Raw genomic sequence first — 24,723 nt, forward strand, 5'->3', positions numbered from 1 at the left:
CCCGAGGAGAGAGACACCTTCGCCGAGCTGGCACGCCAACTCGGCGACAGAGCGGCCTGAGGACCGTCCGGCGGCCATACCGCCTCCTCGCCCGGCTCCCGCGTCTCCGGTTGCCGCGCCCTGTGCCGGGCTCACAGTCGTAGCGGCCCCCCTCGTCGCCCGCCGCCCGGGCCACGGTGCCGGAGTCGGAGTCGCCCGCCGTGTACAGGAGCAAGGCGTCCGCCGTGCCGCTCACGGTCACCGTCCCCGCCTCGCTCGGCACGCGCCCCGACGTTTCTCGGGCACTCCCTAGGACACCTGCGCCGCCCGCCGCTCCATCGCCTCGCGGGCCGCGTCCTCGCTGGCGTACACCTCGCACATGTGCCGTCCGTCCGGCGTCGCCGTGTGCTCCACCTCCCAGAGGGAGACCTCCGCGCCGTCGCGCAGCAGGAAGGCGTGTTCGTAGAGCGAGAAGCACAGCCCCGCCCGGCCCGCGCGGCACGGGCGGCCGAAGGCCTGGGTGATCTGGTGACCGGACGCCGTGGCCAGCAGGGCCGCCGTGTCCGCGCCCGGCCGGTCCGCGTTCTCCGCGCGGCGCAGTAAACGCCGCGCGTGGTCCGCCGAGTCGTCCCCGGCGTACGCGTGCCGGGGCGCGGCGACCGGGGACAGCTGCACCGCCACCGGCAGCTCGAAGTCGGGTGTGTCCGGAGGCAGCGGCAGACGCGAGGTGGCGGCGCGCAGCTCCTCCTCGTCGACGTACACCTCGTGCTGCGGCTCACTGCCCGGCGCCGTGTTGTGGACGAGCTCCCAGAGCGTGAGCGCGGAACCGTCGGCGAGCAGCCAGGTGTGCCGGTACGTCTCCCGGTGCAGCCCCGCGCTGTGGTGCGCGGAGTGCAGCGAACCGTCGTGCGCCAGCGCGCAGTCCAGCCGCCTTATCGTCTCGTCGGGCAGCTCGAAGGAGTTCAGGGCGCGGCCGAGGAGTCGCGCGAGATGCTCCTCCGGAGACTCGGGCGAGTCGTGGGGTTCGTACGCTGCCGTCTCGTACGGAACGCTCAAGGTTTCTCCCGGCGTTGCTGCATGTCACCTTGTGGGTGCATACCGTAGCCCCTCGGTCGGACATCATGTCCGGGAACCGAGAAAACGTACGTCCAGGAAAACGCGCGGGCCGCGCGAAAAGTTCCCGCGCGGCCCGATCTGTCCGTCAAAAACCCCAGTGGGGGCGGTCGTTCAGCCGCTCACGCGTCGCTGCCCGCGACCCACTGGCTCCAGTCCAGGTTCCAGCCGTTGAGCCCGTTGTCCGGCGCCACCGTCTTGTCGGGCGAGTTCTTGACGATCACCACGTCGCCGATGAGCGAGTTGTCGTAGAACCACTTGGCGGGCGTGTTGCCCCCGGCGCCCTGGACGTCCGCCAGGCCGACGCAGCCGTGGCTGGTGCCCTCGCGCCCGAAGGGCGGGTTGCCCTTGTTGTACCAGTAGTTGCCGTGGATGAACGTGCCGGACGTCGTCAGGCGCATCGCGTGCGGCACGTCGGGTATGTCGTACTCCCCGCCGAGCCCGACCGTCCGGCTGTTCATCCGGGTCTGCACGAACTTCTCGGAGATCACCATCTGCCCGTTGTACGTGGTGTGTTCCGGGCTGCCCGCCGAGATCGGGACCGTCTTGATGGTCGTGCCGTCCCGCACCACCGTCATGGTCTGCGTGTTGACGTCGACCGTGGAGACCTGCGAGCGGCCGACGGTGAAGGTGACCGTCTTCTTCTGCACGCCGTAGACGCCGTTCGTGCCCTCGACCCCGTCCAGGTCGATCTTCATCGTGACCTTGGAACCGGCCTTCCAGTACTCCTCGGGCCGGAAGTCGAGCCGCTGCGCACCGAACCAGTGCCCCACGACCTGCTGCCCGCTGCTGGACGTGACCGTGATGTGCGACTGCACGTCCTTGCGGTTCGTGATGGCCTTGTCGAAGGTGAACGACACCGGCATGCCCACACCGACCGTGGCGCCGTTGTCCGGCGTGTACGTCCCGATGAAGCTGTTCGCCGAGGTGACCGTCGTGAAGATGGAGTTCGCGGCGGCCGTACGGCCCTTCGTGTCCTTCGCGGTCGCCGATATCTGGTACTTCGTGCCGCGCTCCAGCTGCTCCTTGGGCTTCCAGTCCTTGCCGTCGGAGGAGATCGAGCCCGGTACGGCCTGACCGCTGCCCGCCACCGTCATCTTCACGTCGGTCAGCTTGCCGTCGCTGACCTTCACACCGGTCTTGTTGATGGAGGCGCCGGTCGAACCGTCCTTCGCCGAGATGGCGATCTTGGCGACCGAGGTCTTCGCCGAGTCGCCGCCACCCTTGGCGTCGTCCTTGGCGTTGGCGCTGCCACCGCAGGCGGTGAGCGTCAGGGCGCCGATCATCAGGGCGGCACATGCCCCCAGTGTGCGCCGCGCTGCAATGTCCGGCGTTGTCACGGGCTGCTCCCAGTTCGTGTGATGTGCGTGGTCCGCTCCAGTACGTGAGAGAAGAGGGGCCGGGCGGCCGGTCGGGTTCCGTCCGACCGCCATGAGCGACATCACCGTTACAGGGACGGGACAATGTCCGGCGTCGCCGCGGAGCCGCTGCGCGGTACCGGCCCGCTGTGCGGCACCCCCAGGCTCAGCGGCCCCCGTACAACTCCCCGTACGACGGCCACGCCCCGCCCGGACCGTCGACCGGCTCCGCAGCGCGCACGGCCCGTACGATCGCCCGGGTCACGACGTCCGCGCCAGCGGCGAGGATCTCGTTGAGCGCGAGTGGGTTCGCGGCGTCCAGGGCACGGTCTCCGGTGGCCAGCGCGAACACCGTGTCCCCGTCGTTGAGAAGGTGCACCGGCCGCACCGCGCGGGCGATGCCGTCGTGTGCCGTACCGGCCAGCTTCTGCGCCTGCGCCTTCGACAGTTCCGCGTCCGTGGCGACCACCGCCAGTGTGGTGTTGAGCGGCGGAGGCACGCTCCTCGCGGCCGTCTCGGCGAGGCGCTGCCGCGCGGCCTCGTGCACCTTCGCCTCCGGGTACTCCACCCGCCCCTGGAACAACTCCCCGTACAGCACCCCCGTCTCCGGATCCAGCACTGACCCCGCCGCGTTGGCCACCACCAGCGCGGCCACCGTGATGCCCGAGCCGAGCACGGTGCTCGCGCCGCCGACGCCGCCCTTCACGACCCCGGCCACCGCCCCAGTGCCGGCACCCACACACCCCTCGGGCACCGGCGCGCCGGGCTCGCTCGCCGCGGCCGCCTCGACCGCCGCACGCCCGGTGGCCGCGTCCGGCCGGGCCCGGAAGTCGCCGCCGCGCCCCAGATCGAAGACACAAGCGGCGGGCACCACCGGCACGACATGCGCCGGGTCCGCCCCGACGCGGATCCCGCGCCCCCGTTCCTCCAGCCAGGCCATCACCCCCGAAGCCGCGTCGAGCCCGTACGCGCTGCCACCGGTCAGCACGATCGCCTCGACCTTCCGCACCACGTTGCGCGGGTCCAGCGCGTCCGTCTCCTTGGTGCCGGGACCACCGCCCCGCACGTCCACGGCCGCCACCGCCCCGCCCTCCGGGGCCAGCACCACCGTGGTGCCGGTGAGCCACCCGTCGCCGGCGCGTGTCGCGTGCCCCACCCGCAGACCGGAGACATCCGTCAGAGCGTCCACCAGAGCGTCAACTGTCATGCCGCCCAGTCTCGTCCAGCCCCGGCTCTCGCGGGCGCACCCGGCTCCCGCGGACTCGGGACGACCTCGCGGGCCACATCACCCGGCCGCCGACGCCTGCCCGTCGGTCCGGGTGGTCCCGGCGGCCCCGCGCAGGGCCAGGGTCTCTCCCGCCACCACCGACAGCGCGCAGACCAGGCCCGCCGCGAGCACCGCCCAGTCGTGGAGGAACGTGCAGCAGATCACCAGCAGTGCCGTCGTCGGCAGGACCAGCTGCTGGGCGATGCCCGACTTGAAGTGGCGCGAGTGCAGCGCCCACAAGGTCAGCAGGTACAGGGCCGTCGGCAGGGTCACGGCGGCCGACGCCGACAGTGTGGAGATGTGCGCCTTGCCGACCGTCTGCTCCACCGCCACCTCCAGCCCGGCGCCGATCGCCGCCGCCGAGGCGAAGACCAGGTAGTGGCCGTAGCCCCACAGGAACGCCTGCCGGTTGGACCGCAGATGGTCGTGGATGGGGACCACGAAGTAGACCCACCACGCGGCGAAGATGATCAGCAGCCCGCCCGCCGCGATGGGGAGGAGCTCGCCCAGGGCGTCGTTCTCGTCGATGCCCGACTTGACGGCGACCGTGGCCGCGGCGATCGTCTCGCCGAGCACGATGATGGTGAACAGCCCGTACCGCTCCGCGATATGGCGCGGATGCCAGGACGTGGGACGGTCCTTCTCCGCCCACGGCGGCACGCACATCTCCAGCAGCACCATCACCAGGAACCACCAGGCCCGCGCCCCCTCGGGCAGGAACAGCAGCCCCAGCCAGCCGACCTGGCACACCAGCACGCCACCGGCGTAGCGCAGAGCCGTCGTGCGCTCCGGGCCCTCGCTGGAGCGGGCCGCCCGCAGCCACTGCGCCGCCATGGCGATCCGCATGATCAGGTAGCCCAGCCAGACCACGAAGAACTCGTGCTCCCCGAACGCCCGGGAGACCCCCGCCGCGAGGACCAGCACCCCGGCGATCTGCACCAGCGTGACGACCCGGTAGAGCACGTCGTCGTTGTCGTACGCCGAGGCGAACCACGTGAAGTTCATCCACGCCCACCACACGGCGAAGAACACCATCGCGTAGTCGCGGATCCCCTCGCCCGCATGCCCCTCGGCGACGGCGTGCACCAGCTGGATGCCCGCCTGGGCCACCGCGACGACGAAGCAGAGGTCGAAGAAGAGCTCCAGCGGCGAGGCCGCCCGGTGCGCCTCGTCGCGGCCACGGGCCCTGAGCCTGCGCAGCGGCCGCCGGACGCCGGGCCCGCCGGACTGGCCGGACGGGCCGGACGCGGAGGAGGGGACGGGCGGGGGAGCGGGGCTGGAAGTCATGGGTCCCAGCACAACAGAAGGAGCGGGGAATTTCACCGCGACCTTCTCCCCGACTTTCTCCGCGACCGTACCCTGGACGCATGAGCACCGCCCCCGATCCCGAGCCGCGCGCGCCCAAGCCCGCGCTGGTCTTCGACGACCCGCTGGACCAGCAGTCCTCCGACGACACCGACCGCGGCTGGGGCGAGCGCTCCGACGCCGGCGGCGGCGCGGCCGACCTCAAGCGCTTCCTCGACGAGAAGCCGCCCCACCACCTCTGAGCCGCCCGGGCGACCGTCCGCAGCGCTACTGCCGGTCGTGCCCCGAGCCGCGCTGCGCGACCAGCGCGTCCCGGATCTCCTTCAGCACCTCCAGTTCGGTCACCTCGATGACCTCCTGCGTGTCCTCCTTCGCCTTGCGGCGGGCCTCCAGCCGGGCCAGGTACTTCGCCATCGGCAGGACCATCAGGAAGTAGACGACCGCCGCGGTGATCACAAAGCTCAGCGTGGCGCCGAGCACGGAACCCCACAGGATCCGGATGCCCTGCTCGCCCGCGCACGTCGAGCTCAGACACGAGCTGTAATGGTCGAGGTTCTTGGTCCCGATGGCCCCGACGACGGGGTTGATGATCCCCTTCACCACGGCGTTGACGATGTTGGTGAAGGCGGCGCCGATCACCACCGCCACTGCCAGATCGACGACGTTCCCTCGCATCAGGAAGGCCTTGAAGCCCTCCCAGACGCTCGGATCCTTCTTCTCGCTCACCTCGGGGTCTCTCCTCGCACGAGCAGCTTGCGGAACAAAACGCTCCGCAACCTACGTCAACGTTGCTCCGAACGGAGCACCTGGGTGGCCCTTCGAACGAGCGACTTGACGAGAGCGGGGACATCAGCAGGGACGTCATCGGGGATGCCCCCACAAGGTCACCGCCAGCCGCGCCGTGGTGCTCGCACCGGCGAGCCGGGCCGCTGAGGCACGCGGCACCGACAGCACGACCAGCGCCCCTGTGCCGCTCGCGTCCTCCAGCGGCTCCGGCACCTTCGTCACCCTGGCCCCGCGCGCGACCACCCGGGCAGCGCCGCCCGACACCGTCTCCTCGGCGGCGATGACGTCGACCCGGTCGCCGGGCCGCAGCAGCCGCACGGTGGCCGCGTCGGCGATCCGGACCGGGGCCGTCACCGCCCCCGCCGCACGGCGCGTCCGTACGGCATCTTCCCCGGACACGGAAGCCGCGTGCGCGGGGGGCTGGGCCCGGGGATGCCCACGGGCCCCGTCGGCGCCCCGCGGTCCCGCCGCCACCAGCGCGGTCGCGGTGACCGCGAGCCCCACGGCCAGGGCCCGCCGCCGGTTGCGCACGAGCCGGCCGGCCCGGCCGCCCACCCGTACGGGGTCGAACCGCGGCACCTCACGCGTCGGCGGCACCTCGGGGCCGGGCGGGCACGCGGCAGCGGACCAAGAAGGCAGCGTCAGGCATGAGGAAGACGGACCGAGGGACATGGGGAACCACCACCTGTGACGAGTGACCGGCTTGCGCTCCCCACGATGAGGCTTCTCACGACCGCCCGCTCAGGCCTGTGGACCTACCGCCGCCCTGTGGACAACTCCCTCACCCGAACGGCAAGTTCCGCCCCCCAGCCTCCAGCCCCCAGCCTCCAGCCCCCAGCCTCCAGCCCCCAGCCCTCAGCCCCCGGCACCCACAGCTACGGCAACGCGAACCCCGGATCCATCCCACCCAGCGCACTCGCGCACAGACAGCCCCGCTCGTCCTCCCCCGGCAGCCCCGCCACCGCGTCGAACAGCACGCCCCGCAGCCGGTCCACGTTCGCCGCGAACACCCGCAGCACCTCGTCGTGCGAGACGCCCTCCCCGGTCTCGGCGCCGGCGTCGAGGTCGGTGACCAGCGTCAGGGACGTGTAGCAGAGCTCCAGCTCACGGGCGAGCGCCGCCTCGGGGTGGCCGGTCATGCCCACCACCGACCAGCCCTGCGCCCGGTGCCACAACGATTCGGCACGGGTCGAGAAGCGCGGCCCCTCGATGACGACCAGCGCGCCGCCGTCCACCGGCTCCCAGTCCCGCCCGCGCGCCGCCTTCAGCGCGACGGCCCGCCCGGCGGGGCAGTAGGGGTCGGCCAGCGACACGTGCACCACGTTCGGCACCGTCCCGTCGGGCAGCGGCAGTCCGTCGAAGTAGGTGTTCGCGCGGGACTTGGTCCGGTCGACCAGCTGGTCCGGCACCAGCAGCGTGCCCGGCCCGTACTCGGGCTGCAGGCCGCCGACGGCGCAGGGGGCGAGTACCTGGCGCACGCCGACCGACCGCAGCGCCCACAGGTTGGCCCGGTAGTTGATCCGGTGCGGCGGCAGGTGGTGGCCCCGTCCGTGCCGGGGCAGGAAGGCGACGCGCCGCCCGGCGACCTCGCCGAGGAAGAGGGAGTCGCTGGGCGGCCCGTACGGGGTGTCGATCTGGACCTCGGTCACGTCGTCGAGGAAGGAGTAGAACCCGGAGCCGCCGATGACGCCGATCCCGGCGTTCCCCTGGCCCGCCACGTTCGCCTTGTTCACCATGCCCGCACCCTAACCGCACGCGGAAACGCCGAGGACCCCGTCGCCGAAAGGCGACAGGGTCCTGCAAGAAACGGGCCTTACGCGGCGGTGCTGCTACTGGTGGAGCTGCCGGTGCTCGACGACGAGCTCGAACCGGAACCGGAACCGGAGCTCGCGCTGGAACCGGAGCCGGAGTCCGAGGACGACGACGAGGAGCTCGACGACTTCGACGCCGGGGCGCTGCTCGACGAGGAGCCGCGGCTGTCGTTCCGGTAGAAGCCGGAGCCCTTGAAGACAATGCCGACCGCCGAGAACACCTTCTTCAGGCGGCCCTTGCAGCTCGGGCACTCGGTGAGGGCGTCGTCGGTGAACTTCTGCACCGCCTCGAGGCCCTCGCCGCACTCGGTGCACTGGTACTGGTAGGTGGGCACTGTCTTCCTCCTGGCACTCTCACTCGATGAGTGCTAACGACGAACCATCTTGACGTATTCCGGCCGTTCAGTCCACTGCCACCGGCACGCGGTGACCCACGCCACGCGCGACGGTGCGGCCCTGGGCGCGTCCCGTCAGCCGGGAACGCAGGGTCAGGAGGGTCGCCAGGGCGAGCACGGTGCCGCCCATCGGCACCAGGAAACCGGCGCCGTCCCGGAAGCGGTCCTCCAGCTGTCCGGCGACCGTGACGGCGGCCGCCTGGCCGAGCGCCACCGCGCCCGTCAGCCAGGTGAAGGCCTCGGTGCGGGCACCGGCCGGGACCAGGCCCTCGACCAGGGTGTAGCCGGTGATCAGGGCGGGCGCGATGCACATGCCGACCAGCAGGCCGAGCCCGGCGAGGACCGGCACCGAGTGGGCGGCCCACAGGCCCGACGCGGTGAGCGCGAGCGCCGTGTAGCCGACGACGAGACGCCGCTGCGGGGCCGCCTTCCAGGCGATCGCGCCGCAGACGACGCCGGAGAGCATGTTGCCCGCGGCGAAGATCCCGTAAAGGACGCCGTTGAGGCCCGGTTCGCCGATCGACTCGGTGAAGGCGGCCAGCGAGACCTGCATACCGCCGAAGACGGACCCGATGCCCAGGAAGGTCACGATCAGCACGCGCACCCCGGGGATCCGCAGCGCGGAAGCGTGCTCCACGCGCGCGTGGCCGCTGCCGCCTGCGACCGAGGGCTGAGTGTTCTTCTGCGCGGCGAACAGCAAACCGCCGACCAGGGTCAGCGAGGCCTCGGTCACCAGCCCGGCGGCCGGGTCGACGGCCGTGCACAGTGCGGTGGCCAGCAGCGGGCCGACGACGAAGGTCAGTTCGTCCGTGACGGACTCGAAGGCCGCCGCGGTGGTCATGAGCGGCGACTCCTTGAGCTTCACGCCCCAGCGGGCCCGCACCATGGGCCCGACCTGTGGCACCGAGGCACCGGTCGGGACGGCCGCCGCGAACACCGCCCACAGGGGGGCGTCCGCCAGCGCCAGCGCCGTCAGCGTCAGCCCGGACAGCGCGTGCAGCAGCACCCCGGGGATCAGCACGGCCCGCTGCCCGTACCGGTCGGCGAGGCGGCCGCTGTAGGGCGCGAACAGCGCCATGGAGACACCGGTGACGGCCGCGGCGGCGCCCGCCGCTCCGTAGGAGCCGGTGGTGTACTGCACCAGCAGCACGATGGAGATGGTCAGCATCGCGAACGGCTGGCGCGCCGCGAAGCCGGGGAGCAGGAAGGTCCAGGCGCCGCGGGTGCGCAGCAGCCGGCCGTATCCCGGGCGGGCGGAAGCCGTCGAGCTCTTCGAGTCCGTCGAGGCCATCGAGTTCTTCGACCTCTTCGAGTTCTTCGAGGTGACCGTGGACGCCACGGCCCGTGCCTTTCTGCCGCCTGGTAGCGCGGGCCCGTGCGGGCGGCGCCGAGAGCTGTCCTCTTGCGCGGAACTGCGGTAGATGCCGGGGCCCGGTGAGGAGGGGCGACCCGACCGCCATACGGTCGCGCCAGCTCTGCGTCAGGCAGAGTGGTTCGATCTGGGTAACGCCTTCATCGTACAGGGATCAAGGGTGGCGTCCCTGTGAAAGTGAGCACCATGGGCCCATCCGCCTTGTGATTCCCAAAGAGGGTAAAAACGCCGTCTAACGGCTCGCCCCGTCCGTCCCGAGCCAGCCGGCCAGCTTGCCGCCGTGCCCGACGGCCCGCAGCCTGTTCTCCGTCGCGTCCCGGACGGGGTCCGTGGCGACCACGAGGAGCTCGTCTCCCCGTTGCAATATCGTCGTCGGCAGCGGCGCGAAGGACTCGCCCCCGCGCACGATCAGCGTCACGGCGGAGCCGTGCGGCAGTCGCAGCTCGGCGACCTCCACGCCGTGCATCTTCGACCCCTCGGGGATCGCCACGGACAGCAGGTGCCCGCGCAGCCGCTCCAGCGGGGCCGACTCGATGCCGAGGTCGGCGGCCTCCGACCCGTCGCCCAGGCGCAGCTTGCGGGCCAGCCACGGCAGTGTCGGTCCCTGGACCAGGGTGTAGACGACGACCAGGATGAAGACGATGTTGAAGATCCGGCGGCTCGACTCGACGCCCTCCACCATGGGGATGGTCGCCAGGATGATGGGCACCGCCCCGCGCAGCCCCGCCCAGGACATGAGGGCCTGTTCCTGCCAGGGGACCCGGAAGGGCCGCAGGGAGACCAGCACGCTCAGCGGGCGCGCCACCATGGTCAGCACCAGCCCGATGGCGAGCGCGGGCGCGATGTCGTCGCCCAGCTCGTGCGGGGTGACCAGCAGGCCGAGCAGGACGAACATGCCGATCTGGGCCATCCAGCCGAGCCCGTCGGCGAAGCCGCGGGTGGCCGGCCAGTGCGGCAGCCGCGCGTTGCCCATCATCATCGCGGCGAGGTACACCGCGAGGAATCCGCTGCCGTGGGCCAGCGCGCCCACCGCGTACGCCACCACGGCGATGGCCATGACGGCGATCGGGTAGAGGCCGGAGGCGGGCAGCGCCACGTGCCGCAGCCCCCAGGAGCCGAGCCAGCCCACCGAGAGGCCGATGGCCGCGCCGATGGCCAGCTCCAGCAGGATCACGCCCAGCAGCACGTACCAGTGTTCGACCGGGCCCGCCGTGGACAGCGAGACCACGAGGATGACCACCGGGGCGTCGTTGAAGCCGGACTCCGCCTCCAGGGTGCCCGTCACGCGCGCGGGGAGGGGGATTTTCCGCAGCACGGAGAACACGGCCGCCGCGTCGGTCGAGGAGACGACCGCCCCGATGATGAGCGCCTGCCGCCACTCCAGCCCGATCAGGTAGTGCGCGGCCGACGCCGTGACCCCGACGCTCACCGCGACACCGACCAGGGCCAGTGCCGTGGCGGCCGGCAGGGCCGGCTTGATCTCCTTCCACTTCGTGCCAAGACCGCCCTCGGCCAGGATCACGACCAGGGCCGCGTACCCGATGACCTGGGTCAGTTCGGCGTTGTCGAAGTGGATGTCGCCGACGCCGTCCTGGCCCATGGCGACGCCTATCCCCAGATACACGAGCAGGCTGGGGAGCCCGCTGCGCGAGGAGATCCGTACCGCTGCGACGGCGACGAGCAGGACGAGCGAGCAGACGAGCAGGAGCTGGTTGAGGTGGTGAACAGTCAGCGGCCGAATCCTTCCCTGGCCCACCCGCACGCGCGCGTGGGCTCACGTACATCGCACATGAAGCTGTGGCGCATCGCGCCAACTACTTCGTTACCTTACCTAACTCTTGACGATTTCTTGACACTTCCGGGGGTGGGATCGAACGCTCGTCCGGGCCGGTTCCCGACTCCGCGTCAAGGGCCGCAAGGCCCTGCGCCTATCGTTGCTCCAGCGCTCAGTTAAAAGCACAGCCGAACCTGCCGCTCGCGTTAGGACAGCAAGGACAGCGATGCCCCCCAACACCACCGCCTCCACGGGTCAGCAGCCCGCCAAGTCCGGCAGGAGAAAAGGGCGCAAAGCCCGCCTGGCCGTGATCGTCCTGGTGCTGGCACTGATCGGAGGGGTCGCCTTCGGGGCGTACTGGTCCATCAGCACCGTCCGGGCCTCCTTCCCGCAGACCAAGGGCTCCCTCACGCTCAAGGGCCTCTCGGGACCCGTCGAGGTCAAGCGCGACGGCTACGGCATCCCGCAGATCTACGCCTCCTCCGACGCGGACCTGTTCATGGCGCAGGGCTACGTCCAGGCGCAGGACCGGTTCTACGAGATGGACGTACGCCGTCACATGGCGGCCGGCCGGCTGTCGGAGATGTTCGGCAAGAGCCAGGTCGACAACGACGAGTTCCTGCGCACCCTCGGCTGGGAGCGGGTCGCCAAGCAGGAGTACGACACCAAGCTGTCGGCCGCCACCAAGAAGTACCTCCAGGCCTACGCCGAGGGGGTCAACGCCTACCTCCAGGGCAAGGACGGCGAGGACATCTCCCTGGAGTACGCGGCGCTCGGGTTCACCCACGACTACAAGCCGCAGAAGTGGACCCCGGTCGACTCGGTCTCCTGGCTGAAGGCGATGGCCTGGGACCTGCGCAGCAACATGCAGGACGAGATCGACCGCGCCCTGCTGACCAGCCGCCTCGGCCCGAAGCAGATCGCCGAGCTGTACCCGCAGTATCCGTACAGCCGGAACAAGGCGATCGTCCAGGAGGGTCAGTACGACGAGCTGACGGGCGCGTTCCAGCAGGGCGGCGGCACGGGCACCGGCGGCACGAGCGGAACCGGCGGCACCGCCGCCGGCACGGCGGGCACCGCGGGCACGGCCGCCGGCGCCTCCGGCACGGCTTCCGGAGCGTCCGGCACCGCCTCCGGCACCTCGGGCCTGGACAGCCAGCTCACCGGCCTCTCCGATGTCCTGAGCGACCTCCCGCCGGCCGTCGGCGTGAACGGCGACGGCATCGGCTCCAACTCCTGGGTCGTCAGCGGGAAGCACACCATCACCGGCAAGCCGCTGCTGGCCAACGACCCGCACCTGTCGCCCTCGCTGCCGTCCGTCTGGTACCAGATGGGCCTGCACTGCCGCAGCGTCTCCAGCGCCTGCCAGTACGACGTCAGCGGCTACACCTTCGCCGGCGTGCCGGGCGTGATAATCGGTCACAACCAGGACATCGCCTGGGGCATGACCAACTCCGGCGTCGACGTCACGGACCTCTACCTGGAGAAGATCACCGGCGACGGCTACCTGTACGACGGCAAGATCAAGCCCTTCGAGACGCGCGAGGAGACCATCAAGGTCGCCGGCGCCGAGCCGAAGAAGATCGTCGTCCGCGAGACCAACAACGGGCCCCTGCTGTCCGACCGGGCGGCGGAGCTCGTGAAGGTCGGCAAGAAGGCCACGGTCGACACCGCCGCACCCGACAGAGGCGACGGCTACGGCGTCGCGCTGCGCTGGACCGCGCTCCAGCCGGGCACCAGCATGGACGCCGTCTTCGCCATGGACCGGGCGAAGAACTGGACCGACTTCCGCAAGGCCGCCGCCCTGTTCGACGTGCCCTCGCAGAACCTGGTCTACGCGGACACCGAGGACCACATCGGCTACACCCTGCCGGGCAGGATCCCCAAGCGCTCCCAGGACGACGACGGCTCCGTCCCGGCGCCCGGCTGGGACCCCAAGTACCGCTGGACCGGCTACATCGAGCAGGACGAGCTGCCGTACGAGTACGACCCGGAGCGCGGCTACATCGTCACCGCCAACCAGGCCGTGGTCGACCCGGACAAGTACCCCTACACGCTCACCGAGGACTGGGGCTACGGCACGCGCAGCCAGCGGATCACCGACCTGATCCAGTCGAAGATCAAGGACGGCGGCAAGATCTCCACGGACGACATGCGCCAGATGCAGCTGGACAACAGCAGCGAGATCGCCCGGCTGCTGGTGCCCACGCTGCTCAAGATCGACCCCGAGAACAAGGACGTCCGCGAGGCGCAGAAGCTGCTGGAGGGCTGGGACTACACCCAGGACACCGACTCGGCGGCCGCCGCCTACTTCAACGCCGTCTGGCGCAACATCCTCAAGCTCGCCTTCGGCAACAAGCTGCCCAAGGAGCTGCGGGTCAAGGGCCAGTGCCTGTGGGTGAAGCCGGTCAACACCACCGGGCCCGCCGACGAGGCGGAGGACGTGCGCGAGTGCGGTGAGCGCGACCCCGACCAGGCACAGCCCGACGGCGGCGACCGCTGGTTCGAGGTGGTCCGCAAGCTGATGGACCAGCCGGACAGCGCCTGGTGGAAGACGCCCGAGGCGGGCACCCGCCCGGCCGCCGTCAACCGCGACCAGCTGTTCAAGCGCGCGATGATCGACGCCCGCTGGGAGCTGACCGCCAAGCTCGGCAAGGACATCGACACCTGGACCTGGGGCCGGCTGCACCGCCTGTTCCTGAAGAACGAGACCCTCGGCACCGAGGGCCCCGGTTTTGTCCAGTACGCCCTCAACCGCGGCCCCTGGGAGCTCAGCGGCGGCGAGGCCACCGTCAACGCGACCGGCTGGAACGCGGCCGGCGGCTACGGCGTGGTGTGGGTGCCGTCCATGCGGATGGTCGTGAACCTCGGCGACCTCGACAAGTCCCGCTGGATCAACCTCGCCGGCGCCTCCGGGCACGCCTACAGCGCCCACTACGTCGACCAGACGGACAAGTGGGCCGACGGCGAACTGCTCCCGTGGTCCTTCTCGGACCAGGCGGTCGAGGACGGCACGGCCGACAAGCTGGTGCTCAAGCCGTGAGCCGCTGACACCGGTAACCGAAAGCGGCCCTCCACGCGCGCGTGGCGGGCCGCTTTCGCGTCAGGTGCCCGGCCCGAACCGCCGCACCCCCGACGGCGTCACCACCGCGTGCACCGGCCGGTCGTGCGGCTCCCCGGGGACGTGCTCGACGACCTCCGAGTCGTACAACAGCACCACCAGCGCGGGACGCGCACCCGCCCGCTCCAGCCGCGCCAGCACACGGTCGTAGGAGCCGCCGCCGCGCCCCAGCCGCATCCCGCGCGTGTCGACCGCCAGCCCCGGCAGCAGCACGGCGTCGGCGGTGGTCACGGCGTCCGGCCCGAGACGCTCGCCCGCGGGCTCGAAGAGGGCCATCCGGCCGCCGTGTTGGACCCGTGCGAGCGAGCCCCCGCCCTCGTAGACGCCCCAGTCCAGGTCGTTGTCGGGCAGCAGCACCGGCAGCAGGACGCGTACGCCCCGGGCGCGCAGCGCGTCCAGGAGCGCGAGCGTCCCCGGTTCGCTCCCCACCGAGACGTACGCCGCCACCGTCCCGGCCCGCGCCAACTCGGGCAGCTCCAGCGCCCGCCCGGCCAGCGCGGCCGAGGTTTCCCGCAGGTCATCCGCCGTCAACCTGTTCCTCACCGCGAGGAACGCGCGCCGCAAACTCCGCTTGTCAGGCTCGCCCGGACGTCCGATGTGACTCAAAGGTTGCTCCCGTACCGCTGCAATACGCTCATATGAGCGCCTATGAACCGGAGCCACAGATTCCACACAAAGGCACCGGATAAGGTGGCGGGCATGACTCAGTCGCACCCTCGGATCAGCAAGGCTGTCATTCCCGCAGCAGGCCTCGGTACCCGGTTCCTGCCGGCCACCAAAGCCACTCCCAAGGAGATGCTGCCGGTCGTCGACAAGCCGGCGATCCAGTACGTGGTCGAGGAGGCCGTCGCCGCGGGTCTCGACGACGTCCTCATGGTGACGGGCCGCAACAAGCGCCCCCTCGAGGACCACTTCGACCGCAACTACGAGCTGGAGTCGGCGCTGCAGAAGAAGGGCGACGCCGGCCGCCTCGCCAAGGTGCAGGAGTCGAGCGACCTCGCGACGATGCACTACGTCCGCCAGGGCGACCCCAAGGGCCTCGGCCACGCCGTGCTGTGCGCCGCCCCGCACGTGGGGCACGAGCCCTTCGCCGTCCTCCTCGGCGACGACCTGATCGACCCCCGCGACCCCCTCCTCCAGCGCATGGTCGAGGTCCAGGAGCAGCGCGGCGGCAGCGTCATCGCGCTCATGGAGGTCGCCCCGGAGCAGATCCACCTCTACGGCTGCGCGGCCGTCGAGACCACCGAGGACAGCGACGTCGTCAAGGTCAGCGGCCTGGTCGAGAAGCCCGACCCGGCCGACGCCCCGTCCAACTACGCGATCATCGGCCGCTACGTCCTCGACCCGCACATCTTCGAGATACTGCGCAAGACCGAGCCGGGCCGCGGCGGCGAGATCCAGCTCACGGACGCCCTCCAGCAGCTCGCAGAGGACGAGAAGATCGGCGGCCCGGTGCACGGCGTCGTCTTCAAGGGCCGCCGCTATGACACCGGCGACCGCGGCGACTACCTGCGTGCCATTGTCCGGCTCGCGTGCGAACGTGAAGACCTGGGCCCGGACTTCCGGACCTGGCTTCGCAGTTACGTAGCCGAGGAGATGTAGCACGTTGAGCAGCGCCGCGCCCCGCGTCACCGGCCAGGACCACTCCGGCCCCGACCACCTCTGGTCGGTGGAGGAGCACCTGGAGGATATCCTCGCCACCGTCCGGCCCCTGGAACCCATCGAGCTGCATCTGCTCGACGCCCAGGGCTGCGTCCTCGTCGAGGACGTCACGGTGCCGGTGTCCCTGCCGCCCTTCGACAACAGCTCGATGGACGGCTACGCGGTACGGGTCGCGGACGTGGCGGGCGCGAGCGAGGAGTTCCCGGCGGCCCTGGAGGTCGTCGGGGACGTCGCCGCGGGCCAGGCCGAGCTGCTCCAGGTGGGCCCCGGCCAGGCCGCCCGCATCATGACCGGCGCCCCGCTGCCGCCCGGCGCCGAGACGGTCGTGCCCGTCGAGTGGACCGACGGCGGGCTCGGCGAGGGCCCGGTGCGCGGCATGCGTGCCCGCGGCCTCGGCCCCGAGGGCGCCACGGGGCAGGTACAGGTGTACCGCCCGGCCGAGGCCCGCGCGCACGTGCGCGCGAAAGGCAGTGACGTCAAGGCGGGCGACCGCGCCCTGGAGGCCGGCACGATCCTCGGCCCGCCCCAGATCGCCCTGCTCGCCGCGATCGGCCGCGGCACGGTCCGCGTCCGCCCGCGCCCGCGCGTGGTGGTGCTCTCCACCGGCAGCGAACTCGTCCAGCCGGACACGGAACTGGGCGCCGGTCAGATCTACGACTCCAACAGCTTCGCCCTCACCGCCGCCGCCCGCGACGCCGGCGCCATCGCCTACCGCGTGGGCGCCGTCGCCGACGACGCCGAGACTCTGCGCTCCACCATCGAGGACCAGCTGGTCCGGGCCGACCTGGTGGTCACCACGGGTGGCGTGAGCGTCGGGGCGTACGACGTCGTCAAGGAGGCCCTGTCCCACGTCGCCGACGCGGACGAGGCGGGCAGCGGCATCGACTTCCGCAAGCTGGCCATGCAGCCCGGCAAGCCGCAGGGCTTCGGTTCCATCGGCCCCGATCACACCCCGCTGCTGGCGCTGCCCGGCAACCCGGTGTCGTCGTACGTCTCCTTCGAACTGTTCGTCCGCCCCGCCATCCGCGCCCTGATGGGCCTGGAGGACGTCCACCGGCCGGTGACCCGGGCGACCCTGACCGCGGACAAGGCGCTGACCTCGCCGAAGGGCCGCCGCCAGTTCCTGCGCGGTACGTACGCCGACGGCCGGGTCACCCCGGTCGGCGGCGCCGGATCCCACCTGATCGCGGCCCTGGCCCACGCCGACGCGCTGATCGTCGTCCCCGAGGACACCGAGTCCGTCGAGCCCGGCACCGAGGTCGAGGTGGTCCTGCTCGGCTGACAGGCGCTGGTTGGGGGTACCGTGTCGCGCACAGCAGGCCCGGACCGGGAGCGCCACACAGCATGAGCATGCAGGACCCCCCTACGCAGGACCGCCTGACGCACATCGACGAGGCGGGTGCCGCCCGCATGGTCGACGTGTCCGAGAAGGACGTGACCGCCCGCACGGCCCGCGCCAGCGGACGCGTCCTCGTCTCGCCCCGCGTGATCGAACTGCTGCGCGGCGAGGGTGTCCCCAAGGGCGACGCCCTCGCGACCGCGCGGATCGCCGGGATCATGGGCGCCAAACGCACCCCGGACCTGATCCCGCTCTGTCACCCCTTGTCGGTGTCCGGTGTGAAACTGGACCTGTCGGTCGCGGACGACGCGGTGGAGATCCTGGCCACCGTGAAGACCACGGACCGCACGGGCGTCGAGATGGAGGCCCTCACCGCGGTCTCCGTCGCCGCGCTCACCGTGATCGACATGGTCAAGGCGGTCGACAAGGGAGCGGTCATCACGGACGTACGGGTGGAGGAGAAGACGGGCGGCAAGTCGGGCGACTGGAGCCGGGCATGAGCTACCACGCTCTCGTCGTCACGGCCTCCAACCGGGCCGCCGCCGGGATCTACGAGGACAAGGGCGGCCCGCTGATCGCGCACGGCCTGAGGGGCTTCGGCTTCGAGGTCGACGGCCCCCAGGTCGTCCCCGACGGCGACCCCGTGGAGGCGGCCCTGCGTGCCGGTGTCGAGACCGGCTACGACGTCATCGTCACCACCGGCGGCACGGGCATCTCGCCCACCGACCGCACCCCCGAGGCGACCCGCCGCGTGATCGACCACGAGGTGCCGGGCATCGCCGAGGCCATCCGGGCGTACGGCCGGGAGAAGGTGCCGACCGCGGCCCTGTCCCGGGGCCTGGCCGGAGTGGCGGGCGGCACGCTGATCGTCAACCTGCCCGGGTCCAGCGGCGGCGTGAAGGACGGACTGGCGGTCCTGGAGCCGCTGCTGGTCCATGCCGTCGAGCAGCTCCGCGGCGGTGACCACCCCAGACCCGGCAGTGGGGGTGCGAGCTGAACAGCCCATCGTGGCCCGTCGAGCTGGTGGACGGCGACGTCGTCCTCCGGCCGATAAAGCTGCGCGACCAGCGGGCGTGGCGCGAGGTCAACCGGCGCAACCGCGACTGGCTGCGCCCCTGGGAGGCGACCATTCCGCCGCCCACGCCCGGCGGGCCGCTGGCACACCGCCCGACCTTCCGGCAGATGGTCCGCCACCTCAGGTCGGAGGCGAACGCGGGCCGGATGCTGCCCTTCGTCATCGAGTACCAGGGGCGGCTGGTGGGGCAGTTGACCGTGGCCGGAATCACCTGGGGCTCGATGTGCTCGGGGCATGTCGGCTACTGGGTGGACGAGGCGGTGGCCGGCCGAGGGGTGATGCCGACAGCGGTGGCGCTCGTCGTGGACCACTGTTTCCGCATGGTCGGGCTGCACCGCATCGAGGTCTGCATTCGCCCCGAGAACGGGCCCAGCCGCCGGGTCGTGGAGAAACTCGGATTCCGTGAGGAAGGGCTCAGGCCGCGTTATCTCCACATCGACGGGGCCTGGCGCGACCATCTGGTCTTCGCGCTCACGGCGGAAGAGGTGCCGGACGGGTTGCTCAGGCGCTGGCACCGGGCACGATCGCAGAGTGATCCGGGAATCCGGCACCACCCAGGAAATTGAATATGTGTTCGAAATTGATCGGCCGGTGACCGTCTCAGGACATTGAATTCCCGGCCTGGACGGTCTGCTGATCGCATCGGTCGCAAAAAAAGTTCGAAATATCAGCCAGATCGTGCGACACACCGGCTCAATTGGCAGATGGCCTCACGCAAACCCCTCTACCGTGTGAGGCGTGAGCAGCAGCGGCCTCATCTACGCAGTCATTGTCGGGGCCTGGGCCGCCTACTTGGTGCCGATGTGGCTCCGTAGGCAGGACGAGCTGAACGAGGCCCGTCCGACGGAACGCTTCAGCACCGCCATCCGGCTTCTGTCCGGAAAGGCGGCCATGGAGCGCCGGTACGCCAAGGACCTGCGGGCGCGCTCCGCCGAGGAGGGGGAGCAGGACGCCGACGACCTGGACGCCGTCACCGACTCGGTGGACGTCCGGGCCTTCGCCGTGTCCAAAACGCGTCCGCAGACCCAGGCGCCCGTACCGTCGCCCGCCCCCGAGCAGCCGGCCCGCCCGGCACCCGGACCGGGCCCGGCGAACGCCGAACACGGCCGGGGCCAGGTGCCCGCCGCCCGGCGCGGTGCGGTCCCCCGGGCGGACAAGACGAGCCAGGCGAACCAGGCGGCCGCAGCGCGGGCCCGGCGCTCGAAGGTGCTCGCGCGCCGCCGGCGCACCACCACCATGCTGTTCCTCGCCTTCACCCTGGGCGCGATCGTCGCCGCGGTCGGAGGCCTCGCGTTCCTGTGGGCGCCCGGGGTGCCCGCCGTGATGCTCAGCGTGTACATCGCCTATCTGCGCTCCCAGGAGCGCCGCCGCTTCACCTACCAGATGGACCGCCGTCGGGCCGAGGCCGCGGCCCAGCGGCTGCGGGAGCGCCAGCGCCAGCCCCGCCGGCGCGCCTCCGCCGGCGAAGAGGCCGACGAACCGGAGGCGGGACCCGAGCCGGCGACCGACCCCGGCCTGTCGGCCCTCGCGGCGGACCGGCGCGCACTCGTCGAGCAGACCGACCACGCCGAGTGGGTCGACCAGCAGCGCGAGCGGCAGCGCCGGCCGGGGCAGGGCGACAGCTGGGAGCCGGTGCCGGTGCCCCTGCCGACGTATGTGACGGCACCCGTCGCGCCCCGGGCCACCAGCGACGTGGACCTCCAAGCCCCCGACACCTGGAGCTCCGCCCGGTCGAGCACCGTCACCCCCGACCATGAGGACGCCCCCGCTCCCGCCCCCGCCGAAAGCCCCGACCCCGGCGAGGCGGACGCCCGGACGCAGGACAGGGCGGACGGCGGCGGTCGCAGCGACGCCCGCCGCGCGGCCTCCGCACGGCGGGCCCGGGAGCGCGGTCGCACCCCCCTGTTCGACCAGTACGAGGACGGGGGCCGGCCCCGGGCCGCCAACGAGTAGCCCCACGAAGCCGCAGGTGACCGCCCCTCGGGAACGGATTTCCAAGCAGGCCGATCGGGGTGCTAAAGTTTCACTCGTTGCAAGGGCCTGTGGCGCAGTCCGGTAGCGCACCTCGTTCGCATCGAGGGGGCCAGGGGTTCAAATCCCCTCAGGTCCACGCAGCTCAGAGCCCCGGTCGGGATCCCCGACCGGGGCTCTGACGTATGCGCACTACTTCTTGAGTCGGCTTCCGTTATGGAAGCGTGGGCCCGGCTCGAGAGGGAGTGGAGTAGGCGTGGCTTCTCAACAGGCTCGGCAGTTCCTCGACCGTATGCACGAGAGCGTCTGGCAGGGCATGGGCCTGGTGCCGAGACCGCGCTCGACCGAGGACGACGCTGTGACCGAGCGGCTCATCGACGAGTTGCTGCGGATGCGGACCGGGCTGGTCAGCCCCGAGCAGCTCGACGAGCTGCGCGCCGGTCTCCACGAGAACGAGAAACACCTGCGCGCGATGACCGTCAGCAAGTACGAGAACGCCCGCACGTTGCAGGGCCTGCACAAGATGGCCGACAGCGTCGAGCGGGCCGGCCGGGCTCTCGGCTTCCCGGTTCCGCAGCGTCCGCTGCTCGGCACTCTGCCCACCGGCCGGGTGAACGTGATGACCATGCTCGTGCCCGGCACCGGCGAACACCTGGTGCTGTTCGAGTCGGAGTTCTCCGGGTTCGCCTATCTGTCGGCGAAGGCCGTGGCGGAGGTGCTGCCGTTCCGGCGGACCCCGGAGGGCGGGGCGGCCTTCGAGCTCGAAGCCGGCAAGGTCCGTGAACGGCTGGCACGCCACCCGGAGTCGGCCCGGCGCTTCGGCGAACTGGTGCGCGCGTATCTGGAGACGGGCGTGCCGTACAACGCGCCCCAGTACCTCCAGGACCCGGTGCGCAACACCTGGGCCCAGATGCTCTGCGACTCCGTGCAGTTGTTCGCGCTCGGCCACGAGTACGGGCACATCCTGAAGGGCCATCTCGGGCAGCAGCGCCCGGCGGCCGGGCTGGGCGGTCCGCGGGAGGCCGACCCGGAGGAGCTGGCCTGGAGCAACCAGGAGGAGATCGAGGCGGATGCGCAGGGTCTCTCGCTGTCGGTGGCAGCCGGGCAGTCCCGCGGCCACGACCTCCCGATCGGCTTTCTGGGGGCCGACTTCTACTTCACCATGACGCACGTCCTGGAACGCGCCATCAGTGTGCTGAGGCACGGCCACGAGAACGTGAGCGCCGATGCCACGACCCATCCGCCGTCGGTGCTGCGGCGCATGATCCTGCGCCATGTGCTGAGCCGTCAGCGCACACCGCAGGTCGACGCCGCGATCGGGCTCGGGGAGAACATGGAGCAGGTCGTCGAGATGCTCTGGCGCGACCTGCGGCCCCGCCTCGTCGACGCGTACCGGGCCGGGGTGCGGCCCCTCCAGCGCTGGCAGGACTGACCACGCGTCACGCGGTGGGCCCGTACCAGACCACGCCCACCGAGGCGACGATGAGCGCGAGGGTGACGAAGGTCAGGGCGATCGCCACCCGCAGATCCCGGACCGCGCGCTGGACACGGGCGCGTTCGGCGGCGACCAGATCGGTGAGCCGCTGGACGGCCCGCTCCTCCTTCGGGATGCCGAACGCCGAGCGGGAGGACAGGAAGGCACCCACGCACGCCGTGATGACCGCCAGCAGCAACAGGACACCGACGAGCACGCGGGCTCCCTGAGCGAGACCGACGATCGAGTCCCGGCCCCGGACGACCGAGACCGCGGTGACGAGGGTGAGCATGGCGGCCAGTGCCGTACGCCAGTTGGACGCCACCTCCCGCACCGCGCGCAACTCCTCGGCGGTGCGGGCGCGAACGGCCTCGGACAGCGCGTGGTCCTCGGACGGCTCGGCCGGGCCGGGGGTGACGCGCACGCCCATCGGTCAGCCGCCCCACTCGACGTGCAGGGACCAGGCGGCGCCGCAGCCGGTCACCGCCTCGGGCGAGCCCGGGTGCGGGACGCCGCAACAGCACGACGCGAAGATGTCGTGTGAGCCGCCCGCCCCGGCCGCGCGGCGGGCGGCGCCACGGAGCAGGGCGCCGATCCCGGGGCGCAGAGGGTCGTCGCGGTTGATCGCGCGGTAGCGGACGAGGGATTCGACGTGGGTGAAGGAGTGACGGCAGCGGGGGCAGGTCCCGGCGACGAGGATGAGGTCGGGGGCCGTCTCGTCGGGCTCGACCCGCACTGTGGCGGAAGCCGCCATGTCCGCGTTCCACTCGGCGCGGCTCTCCACGGCGTACTCGAGGACCTCGTCGGCCACGGCTTCCCCCTCGCGCATCGGCAACCCGGACCAGGTTAGCGATCCGGCGGGCGGGGGATCGGCGACCCGGAGAAGTGTCTACAGCTGCTTCGCGAAGCAGCGGCTCGACTCGTAGTGCCGGTAGTAGCCGAACTTGGCGCAGGGCTCGTAGCCGCTGGAGGTGTACAGGGCTATGGCCTCCGGCTGCTTGAGGCCCGTCTCCAGGACCATGCGGACGCGGCCGGCCGTGCGGGCGTCGTCCTCCAGGGCGGCCAGGATGCGCCGGGCCAGGCCCCGGCCGCGCAGCTGCTCGGTCACGTACATGCGCTTGACCTCGGCGTCACCGTCCAGGTTGCCCTCGTCGTTCGCGTCCTGGGCGCGCCAGCCGCCCGAGGCGACAGGGGTGCCGAGCTCGTCGTACGCGATCAGGTAGATGCCGTTCGGCGGCTCGAAGTCCGACGCGGCCATGACCGTGGCGTCGCCGTCGTCCCCGTAGCGGACGGCGTACTCGGCCTGGACCTGGTCGTTCAGCTTGACGGCGTCGGGGTGGTCGAAGGAGACCCGGCGTATCTGCATGACGGCTACCGTATTCGATCCGGAACTGGACCTCGTCCAGTGTGCCGGTATCGTGCCGGGGTGCTCACTGTGACCTCTGTGAATGTGAACGGGCTGCGTGCCGCCGCGAAGAAGGGCTTCGTGGAGTGGCTCGCGCAGACCGACGCCGACGTGCTGTGTCTCCAGGAGGTGCGGGCCGAGCCGGAGCAGTTGCCCGAGCACGTCCGCGACCCCGAGGGCTGGCATGTGGTGCACGCGCCGGCCGCCGCGAAGGGGCGGGCCGGGGTGTCCCTGTACAGCCGGCGTGAGCCCGACCGGGTCCGGGTCGGGTTCGGGTCCGCCGAGTTCGACGGCAGCGGGCGGTATGTGGAGGCGGATCTGCCGAGGGTCACCGTCGCCTCCCTGTATCTGCCCTCGGGTGAGGTCGGGACCGAGCGGCAGGACGAGAAGGAGCGCTTCATGGGCGAGTTCCTCGCCTATCTGAAGGGGCTCCGGGAGCGGGCCGCCGCCGAGGGGCGCGAGGTGCTGGTCTGCGGCGACTGGAACATCGCCCATGAGCGGGCCGACCTGAAGAACTGGCGCGGCAACACCAAGAACTCCGGGTTCCTGCCCGAGGAGCGGGAGTGGCTGTCCCGGGTCTTCGATCCCGCGGACGGTGGATACGTGGACGTCGTACGCGCCCTGCACCCGGACACCGACGGGCCGTACTCGTGGTGGTCGTACCGCGGGCGGGCCTTCGACAACGACACCGGCTGGCGGATCGACTATCACGTGGCCACGCCGGGGCTCGCCGGGCGGGCGGTCAAGGGGTTCGTGGAGCGGGCGGCCACGCATGCGGAGCGGTGGTCCGACCACGCGCCGGTGACCGTGGTGTACGACCGCTAGGACGCCGTCTAGGACCTGCGCATCCTGCGGTCCATGGCCAGCGACAGCTCCGCCTCCACCACGCTGCGGGCCAGGGGGCGCAGGCGGGGCAGGTCCTCCTCGGAGGCGTGGCGCAGGACCAGGCCGGTGAAGAGTTCGGCCAGGGCGTCGGCGTGGGCGCGGACCTGTTTGGCCGCGCCGAGGACCTCCGCGAGCGGGATGCCCTCGCGGACCAGGGCCGAGGAGACGTCCAGGAGGCGGCGGCTGATGTGGACGATCTCGTCGCCGTCGGTGCCGAGGTAGCCGAGCTCCATCGCGGCGGCGAGGTTCTCGGGGGTGGCCTCGCCCGCGAAGTGGTCGGCGAGCTCCTCGGGGGTGAGGCTGACCGGCTCCTCCTCGGTGGGGGCGCCGACGCCGAGCAGGTCGCCGACGTCCCGGCCGTGGTCGAAGGCCTCCGCCAGCTCCGCGATGCCGCTGAGGGTGTGGCCGCGTTCCAGCAGGGCCGTGATCGTGCGCAGCCGGTTCAGGTGATGGTCGTCGTACCAGGCGATACGGCCTTCCCGGCGAGGCGGCGGTATCAGCTTGCGTTCGCGGTAGAAGCGCAGGGTGCGCACCGTGATCCCGGCCAGGCGGGCCAGCTCTTCCATGCGGTATTCACGCTTCTCGGCCACTTGGGCACCTTAAGGCGTACCGAGGGTAACTTTCCTCGGCC

Annotated in this window: 25 protein-coding genes and 1 tRNA gene; 11 read left to right on the plus strand and 15 right to left on the minus strand. The window is 71.4% G+C overall.

Translation table 11 applies throughout. The annotated features are described in order from the left end of the window. Positions 1–288 precede the first annotated feature (288 nt). The 4 genes from ACFZDA_RS10745 to ACFZDA_RS10760 form a co-directional block, all read right to left on the minus strand. Complete coding sequence (locus ACFZDA_RS10745) at positions 289–1,035, minus strand: DUF6227 family protein (RefSeq protein WP_391078063.1); 747 nt, start codon at positions 1,033–1,035, stop codon at positions 289–291. Between the two features lie 179 nt (positions 1,036–1,214). Next, positions 1,215–2,432: an Ig-like domain-containing protein gene (locus ACFZDA_RS10750; RefSeq protein ID WP_391078066.1), complete on the minus strand. Its 1,218-nt coding sequence runs from the start codon at positions 2,430–2,432 to the stop codon at positions 1,215–1,217. Between the two features lie 184 nt (positions 2,433–2,616). Continuing rightward, a complete protein-coding gene (locus ACFZDA_RS10755; protein ID WP_391078069.1) occupies positions 2,617–3,657 on the minus strand; it encodes a P1 family peptidase in 1,041 nt (346 codons plus the stop codon). Between the two features lie 78 nt (positions 3,658–3,735). Then, positions 3,736–5,004, minus strand: a complete 1,269-nt coding sequence (locus ACFZDA_RS10760) for a low temperature requirement protein A (protein WP_391078071.1) — start codon at positions 5,002–5,004, stop codon at positions 3,736–3,738. Between the two features lie 80 nt (positions 5,005–5,084). On the opposite strand from ACFZDA_RS10760, the gene ACFZDA_RS10765 reads away from it, so the two are divergent. Next, positions 5,085–5,264, plus strand: a complete 180-nt coding sequence (locus ACFZDA_RS10765; RefSeq protein ID WP_010035397.1) for a hypothetical protein — start codon at positions 5,085–5,087, stop codon at positions 5,262–5,264. A gap of 25 nt (positions 5,265–5,289) precedes the next feature. Here the strand turns inward: ACFZDA_RS10765 and mscL are convergent, their stop codons facing one another. From mscL to ACFZDA_RS10795, 6 genes are all read right to left on the minus strand, one after another. Next, on the minus strand, positions 5,290–5,748 hold the full coding sequence (gene mscL / locus ACFZDA_RS10770) for a large conductance mechanosensitive channel protein MscL (protein WP_391078076.1): 459 nt from the start codon (positions 5,746–5,748) through the stop codon (positions 5,290–5,292). Positions 5,749–5,883: 135 nt separating this feature from the next. Then, positions 5,884–6,480 carry a hypothetical protein gene (locus tag ACFZDA_RS10775; protein WP_391078078.1) on the minus strand — a complete coding sequence of 199 codons (597 nt, stop codon included), beginning with the start codon at positions 6,478–6,480 and terminating at the stop codon, positions 5,884–5,886. 203 nt (positions 6,481–6,683) lie between these two features. Then, positions 6,684–7,544 carry an S-methyl-5'-thioadenosine phosphorylase gene (locus ACFZDA_RS10780; protein ID WP_391078081.1) on the minus strand — a complete coding sequence of 287 codons (861 nt, stop codon included), beginning with the start codon at positions 7,542–7,544 and terminating at the stop codon, positions 6,684–6,686. 77 nt (positions 7,545–7,621) lie between these two features. Next, positions 7,622–7,954, minus strand: coding sequence for an FmdB family zinc ribbon protein (locus tag ACFZDA_RS10785; protein ID WP_391078084.1), 333 nt, complete (start codon positions 7,952–7,954; stop codon positions 7,622–7,624). Between the two features lie 67 nt (positions 7,955–8,021). After that, a complete protein-coding gene (locus tag ACFZDA_RS10790) occupies positions 8,022–9,305 on the minus strand; it encodes an MFS transporter (protein ID WP_391078569.1) in 1,284 nt (427 codons plus the stop codon). A 313-nt stretch (positions 9,306–9,618) separates the two neighbouring features. Beyond that, positions 9,619–11,148: a potassium/proton antiporter gene (locus ACFZDA_RS10795; RefSeq protein ID WP_391078086.1), complete on the minus strand. Its 1,530-nt coding sequence runs from the start codon at positions 11,146–11,148 to the stop codon at positions 9,619–9,621. Between the two features lie 238 nt (positions 11,149–11,386). Between ACFZDA_RS10795 and ACFZDA_RS10800 the strand changes: the two genes are divergently transcribed. Next, positions 11,387–14,203, plus strand: coding sequence for a penicillin acylase family protein (locus ACFZDA_RS10800; protein ID WP_391078088.1), 2,817 nt, complete (start codon positions 11,387–11,389; stop codon positions 14,201–14,203). 60 nt (positions 14,204–14,263) lie between these two features. Here the strand turns inward: ACFZDA_RS10800 and ACFZDA_RS10805 are convergent, their stop codons facing one another. Next, the gene (locus ACFZDA_RS10805) at positions 14,264–14,887 is read right to left on the minus strand and encodes a 5-formyltetrahydrofolate cyclo-ligase (protein WP_391078091.1); all 624 of its coding nucleotides are present in this window, start codon (positions 14,885–14,887) and stop codon (positions 14,264–14,266) included. Between the two features lie 93 nt (positions 14,888–14,980). Here ACFZDA_RS10805 and galU point away from each other — a divergent pair, with 93 nt between their 5' ends. The 8 genes from galU to ACFZDA_RS10845 all read left to right on the plus strand — a co-directional run bounded on the left by galU (position 14,981) and on the right by ACFZDA_RS10845 (position 21,760). Continuing rightward, positions 14,981–15,883 (plus strand): UTP--glucose-1-phosphate uridylyltransferase GalU, encoded by a 903-nt coding sequence (galU, locus tag ACFZDA_RS10810; RefSeq protein ID WP_306966193.1) that lies wholly within the window; start codon positions 14,981–14,983, stop codon positions 15,881–15,883. 4 nt (positions 15,884–15,887) lie between these two features. Next, the gene (gene glp / locus ACFZDA_RS10815) at positions 15,888–17,225 is read left to right on the plus strand and encodes a gephyrin-like molybdotransferase Glp (RefSeq protein WP_391078095.1); all 1,338 of its coding nucleotides are present in this window, start codon (positions 15,888–15,890) and stop codon (positions 17,223–17,225) included. A gap of 62 nt (positions 17,226–17,287) precedes the next feature. After that, positions 17,288–17,782: a cyclic pyranopterin monophosphate synthase MoaC gene (gene moaC / locus ACFZDA_RS10820; protein ID WP_029180854.1), complete on the plus strand. Its 495-nt coding sequence runs from the start codon at positions 17,288–17,290 to the stop codon at positions 17,780–17,782. Then, complete coding sequence (locus tag ACFZDA_RS10825) at positions 17,779–18,279, plus strand: molybdenum cofactor synthesis domain-containing protein (protein WP_391078098.1); 501 nt, start codon at positions 17,779–17,781, stop codon at positions 18,277–18,279. Before moaC ends, ACFZDA_RS10825 begins: the two co-directional genes overlap by 4 nt. Positions 18,280–18,302: 23 nt before the next feature. Beyond that, positions 18,303–18,923 (plus strand): GNAT family N-acetyltransferase, encoded by a 621-nt coding sequence (locus tag ACFZDA_RS10830; protein WP_391078571.1) that lies wholly within the window; start codon positions 18,303–18,305, stop codon positions 18,921–18,923. A 172-nt stretch (positions 18,924–19,095) separates the two neighbouring features. Next, positions 19,096–20,310 carry a gephyrin-like molybdotransferase receptor GlpR gene (gene glpR / locus ACFZDA_RS10835; RefSeq protein ID WP_391078101.1) on the plus strand — a complete coding sequence of 405 codons (1,215 nt, stop codon included), beginning with the start codon at positions 19,096–19,098 and terminating at the stop codon, positions 20,308–20,310. Between the two features lie 83 nt (positions 20,311–20,393). Further along, positions 20,394–20,467: transfer RNA gene (locus ACFZDA_RS10840), tRNA-Ala, on the plus strand. A gap of 117 nt (positions 20,468–20,584) precedes the next feature. Further along, positions 20,585–21,760: a hypothetical protein gene (locus ACFZDA_RS10845; RefSeq protein WP_391078103.1), complete on the plus strand. Its 1,176-nt coding sequence runs from the start codon at positions 20,585–20,587 to the stop codon at positions 21,758–21,760. Between the two features lie 7 nt (positions 21,761–21,767). On the opposite strand, the gene ACFZDA_RS10850 is transcribed toward ACFZDA_RS10845, so the two are convergent. From ACFZDA_RS10850 to ACFZDA_RS10860, 3 genes are read right to left on the minus strand one after another with little or no spacing between them, the layout of a single operon-like run. Further along, entirely contained in the window at positions 21,768–22,232 is a 465-nt protein-coding gene (locus tag ACFZDA_RS10850; protein WP_391078106.1) for a hypothetical protein, read from the minus strand. Between the two features lie 3 nt (positions 22,233–22,235). Then, positions 22,236–22,631 carry a hypothetical protein gene (locus ACFZDA_RS10855; protein WP_391078109.1) on the minus strand — a complete coding sequence of 132 codons (396 nt, stop codon included), beginning with the start codon at positions 22,629–22,631 and terminating at the stop codon, positions 22,236–22,238. A 60-nt stretch (positions 22,632–22,691) separates the two neighbouring features. Then, entirely contained in the window at positions 22,692–23,168 is a 477-nt protein-coding gene (locus ACFZDA_RS10860; RefSeq protein ID WP_391078112.1) for a GNAT family N-acetyltransferase, read from the minus strand. A gap of 60 nt (positions 23,169–23,228) precedes the next feature. Here ACFZDA_RS10860 and ACFZDA_RS10865 point away from each other — a divergent pair, with 60 nt between their 5' ends. Next, the gene (locus ACFZDA_RS10865; protein ID WP_391078114.1) at positions 23,229–24,032 is read left to right on the plus strand and encodes an exodeoxyribonuclease III; all 804 of its coding nucleotides are present in this window, start codon (positions 23,229–23,231) and stop codon (positions 24,030–24,032) included. 8 nt (positions 24,033–24,040) lie between these two features. On the opposite strand, the gene ACFZDA_RS10870 is transcribed toward ACFZDA_RS10865, so the two are convergent. Then, complete coding sequence (locus tag ACFZDA_RS10870) at positions 24,041–24,682, minus strand: MerR family transcriptional regulator (protein ID WP_391078116.1); 642 nt, start codon at positions 24,680–24,682, stop codon at positions 24,041–24,043. Positions 24,683–24,723 lie beyond the last annotated feature (41 nt).

This window comes from Streptomyces sp. NPDC007991, assembly GCF_042958445.1.
GTDB lineage: Bacteria > Actinomycetota > Actinomycetes > Streptomycetales > Streptomycetaceae > Streptomyces.

Bases quoted from the DNA above. Each gene is read 5' to 3' on its own strand.
- ACFZDA_RS10755 (WP_391078069.1), bottom strand. From the start codon at position 3,657: ATGACAGTTGACGCTCTGGTGGACGCTCTGACGGATGTCTCCGGTCTG.
- ACFZDA_RS10760 (WP_391078071.1), bottom strand. From the start codon at position 5,004: ATGACTTCCAGCCCCGCTCCCCCGCCCGTCCCCTCCTCCGCGTCCGGC.
- ACFZDA_RS10765 (WP_010035397.1), top strand. From the start codon at position 5,085: ATGAGCACCGCCCCCGATCCCGAGCCGCGCGCGCCCAAGCCCGCGCTG.
- ACFZDA_RS10775 (WP_391078078.1), bottom strand. From the start codon at position 6,480: ATGTCCCTCGGTCCGTCTTCCTCATGCCTGACGCTGCCTTCTTGGTCC.
- ACFZDA_RS10780 (WP_391078081.1), bottom strand. From the start codon at position 7,544: ATGGTGAACAAGGCGAACGTGGCGGGCCAGGGGAACGCCGGGATCGGC.
- ACFZDA_RS10790 (WP_391078569.1), bottom strand. From the start codon at position 9,305: ATGGCCTCGACGGACTCGAAGAGCTCGACGGCTTCCGCCCGCCCGGGA.
- ACFZDA_RS10800 (WP_391078088.1), top strand. From the start codon at position 11,387: ATGCCCCCCAACACCACCGCCTCCACGGGTCAGCAGCCCGCCAAGTCC.
- galU (WP_306966193.1), top strand. From the start codon at position 14,981: ATGACTCAGTCGCACCCTCGGATCAGCAAGGCTGTCATTCCCGCAGCA.
- moaC (WP_029180854.1), top strand. From the start codon at position 17,288: ATGAGCATGCAGGACCCCCCTACGCAGGACCGCCTGACGCACATCGAC.
- ACFZDA_RS10825 (WP_391078098.1), top strand. From the start codon at position 17,779: ATGAGCTACCACGCTCTCGTCGTCACGGCCTCCAACCGGGCCGCCGCC.
- ACFZDA_RS10850 (WP_391078106.1), bottom strand. From the start codon at position 22,232: ATGGGCGTGCGCGTCACCCCCGGCCCGGCCGAGCCGTCCGAGGACCAC.
- ACFZDA_RS10855 (WP_391078109.1), bottom strand. From the start codon at position 22,631: ATGCGCGAGGGGGAAGCCGTGGCCGACGAGGTCCTCGAGTACGCCGTG.
- ACFZDA_RS10860 (WP_391078112.1), bottom strand. From the start codon at position 23,168: ATGCAGATACGCCGGGTCTCCTTCGACCACCCCGACGCCGTCAAGCTG.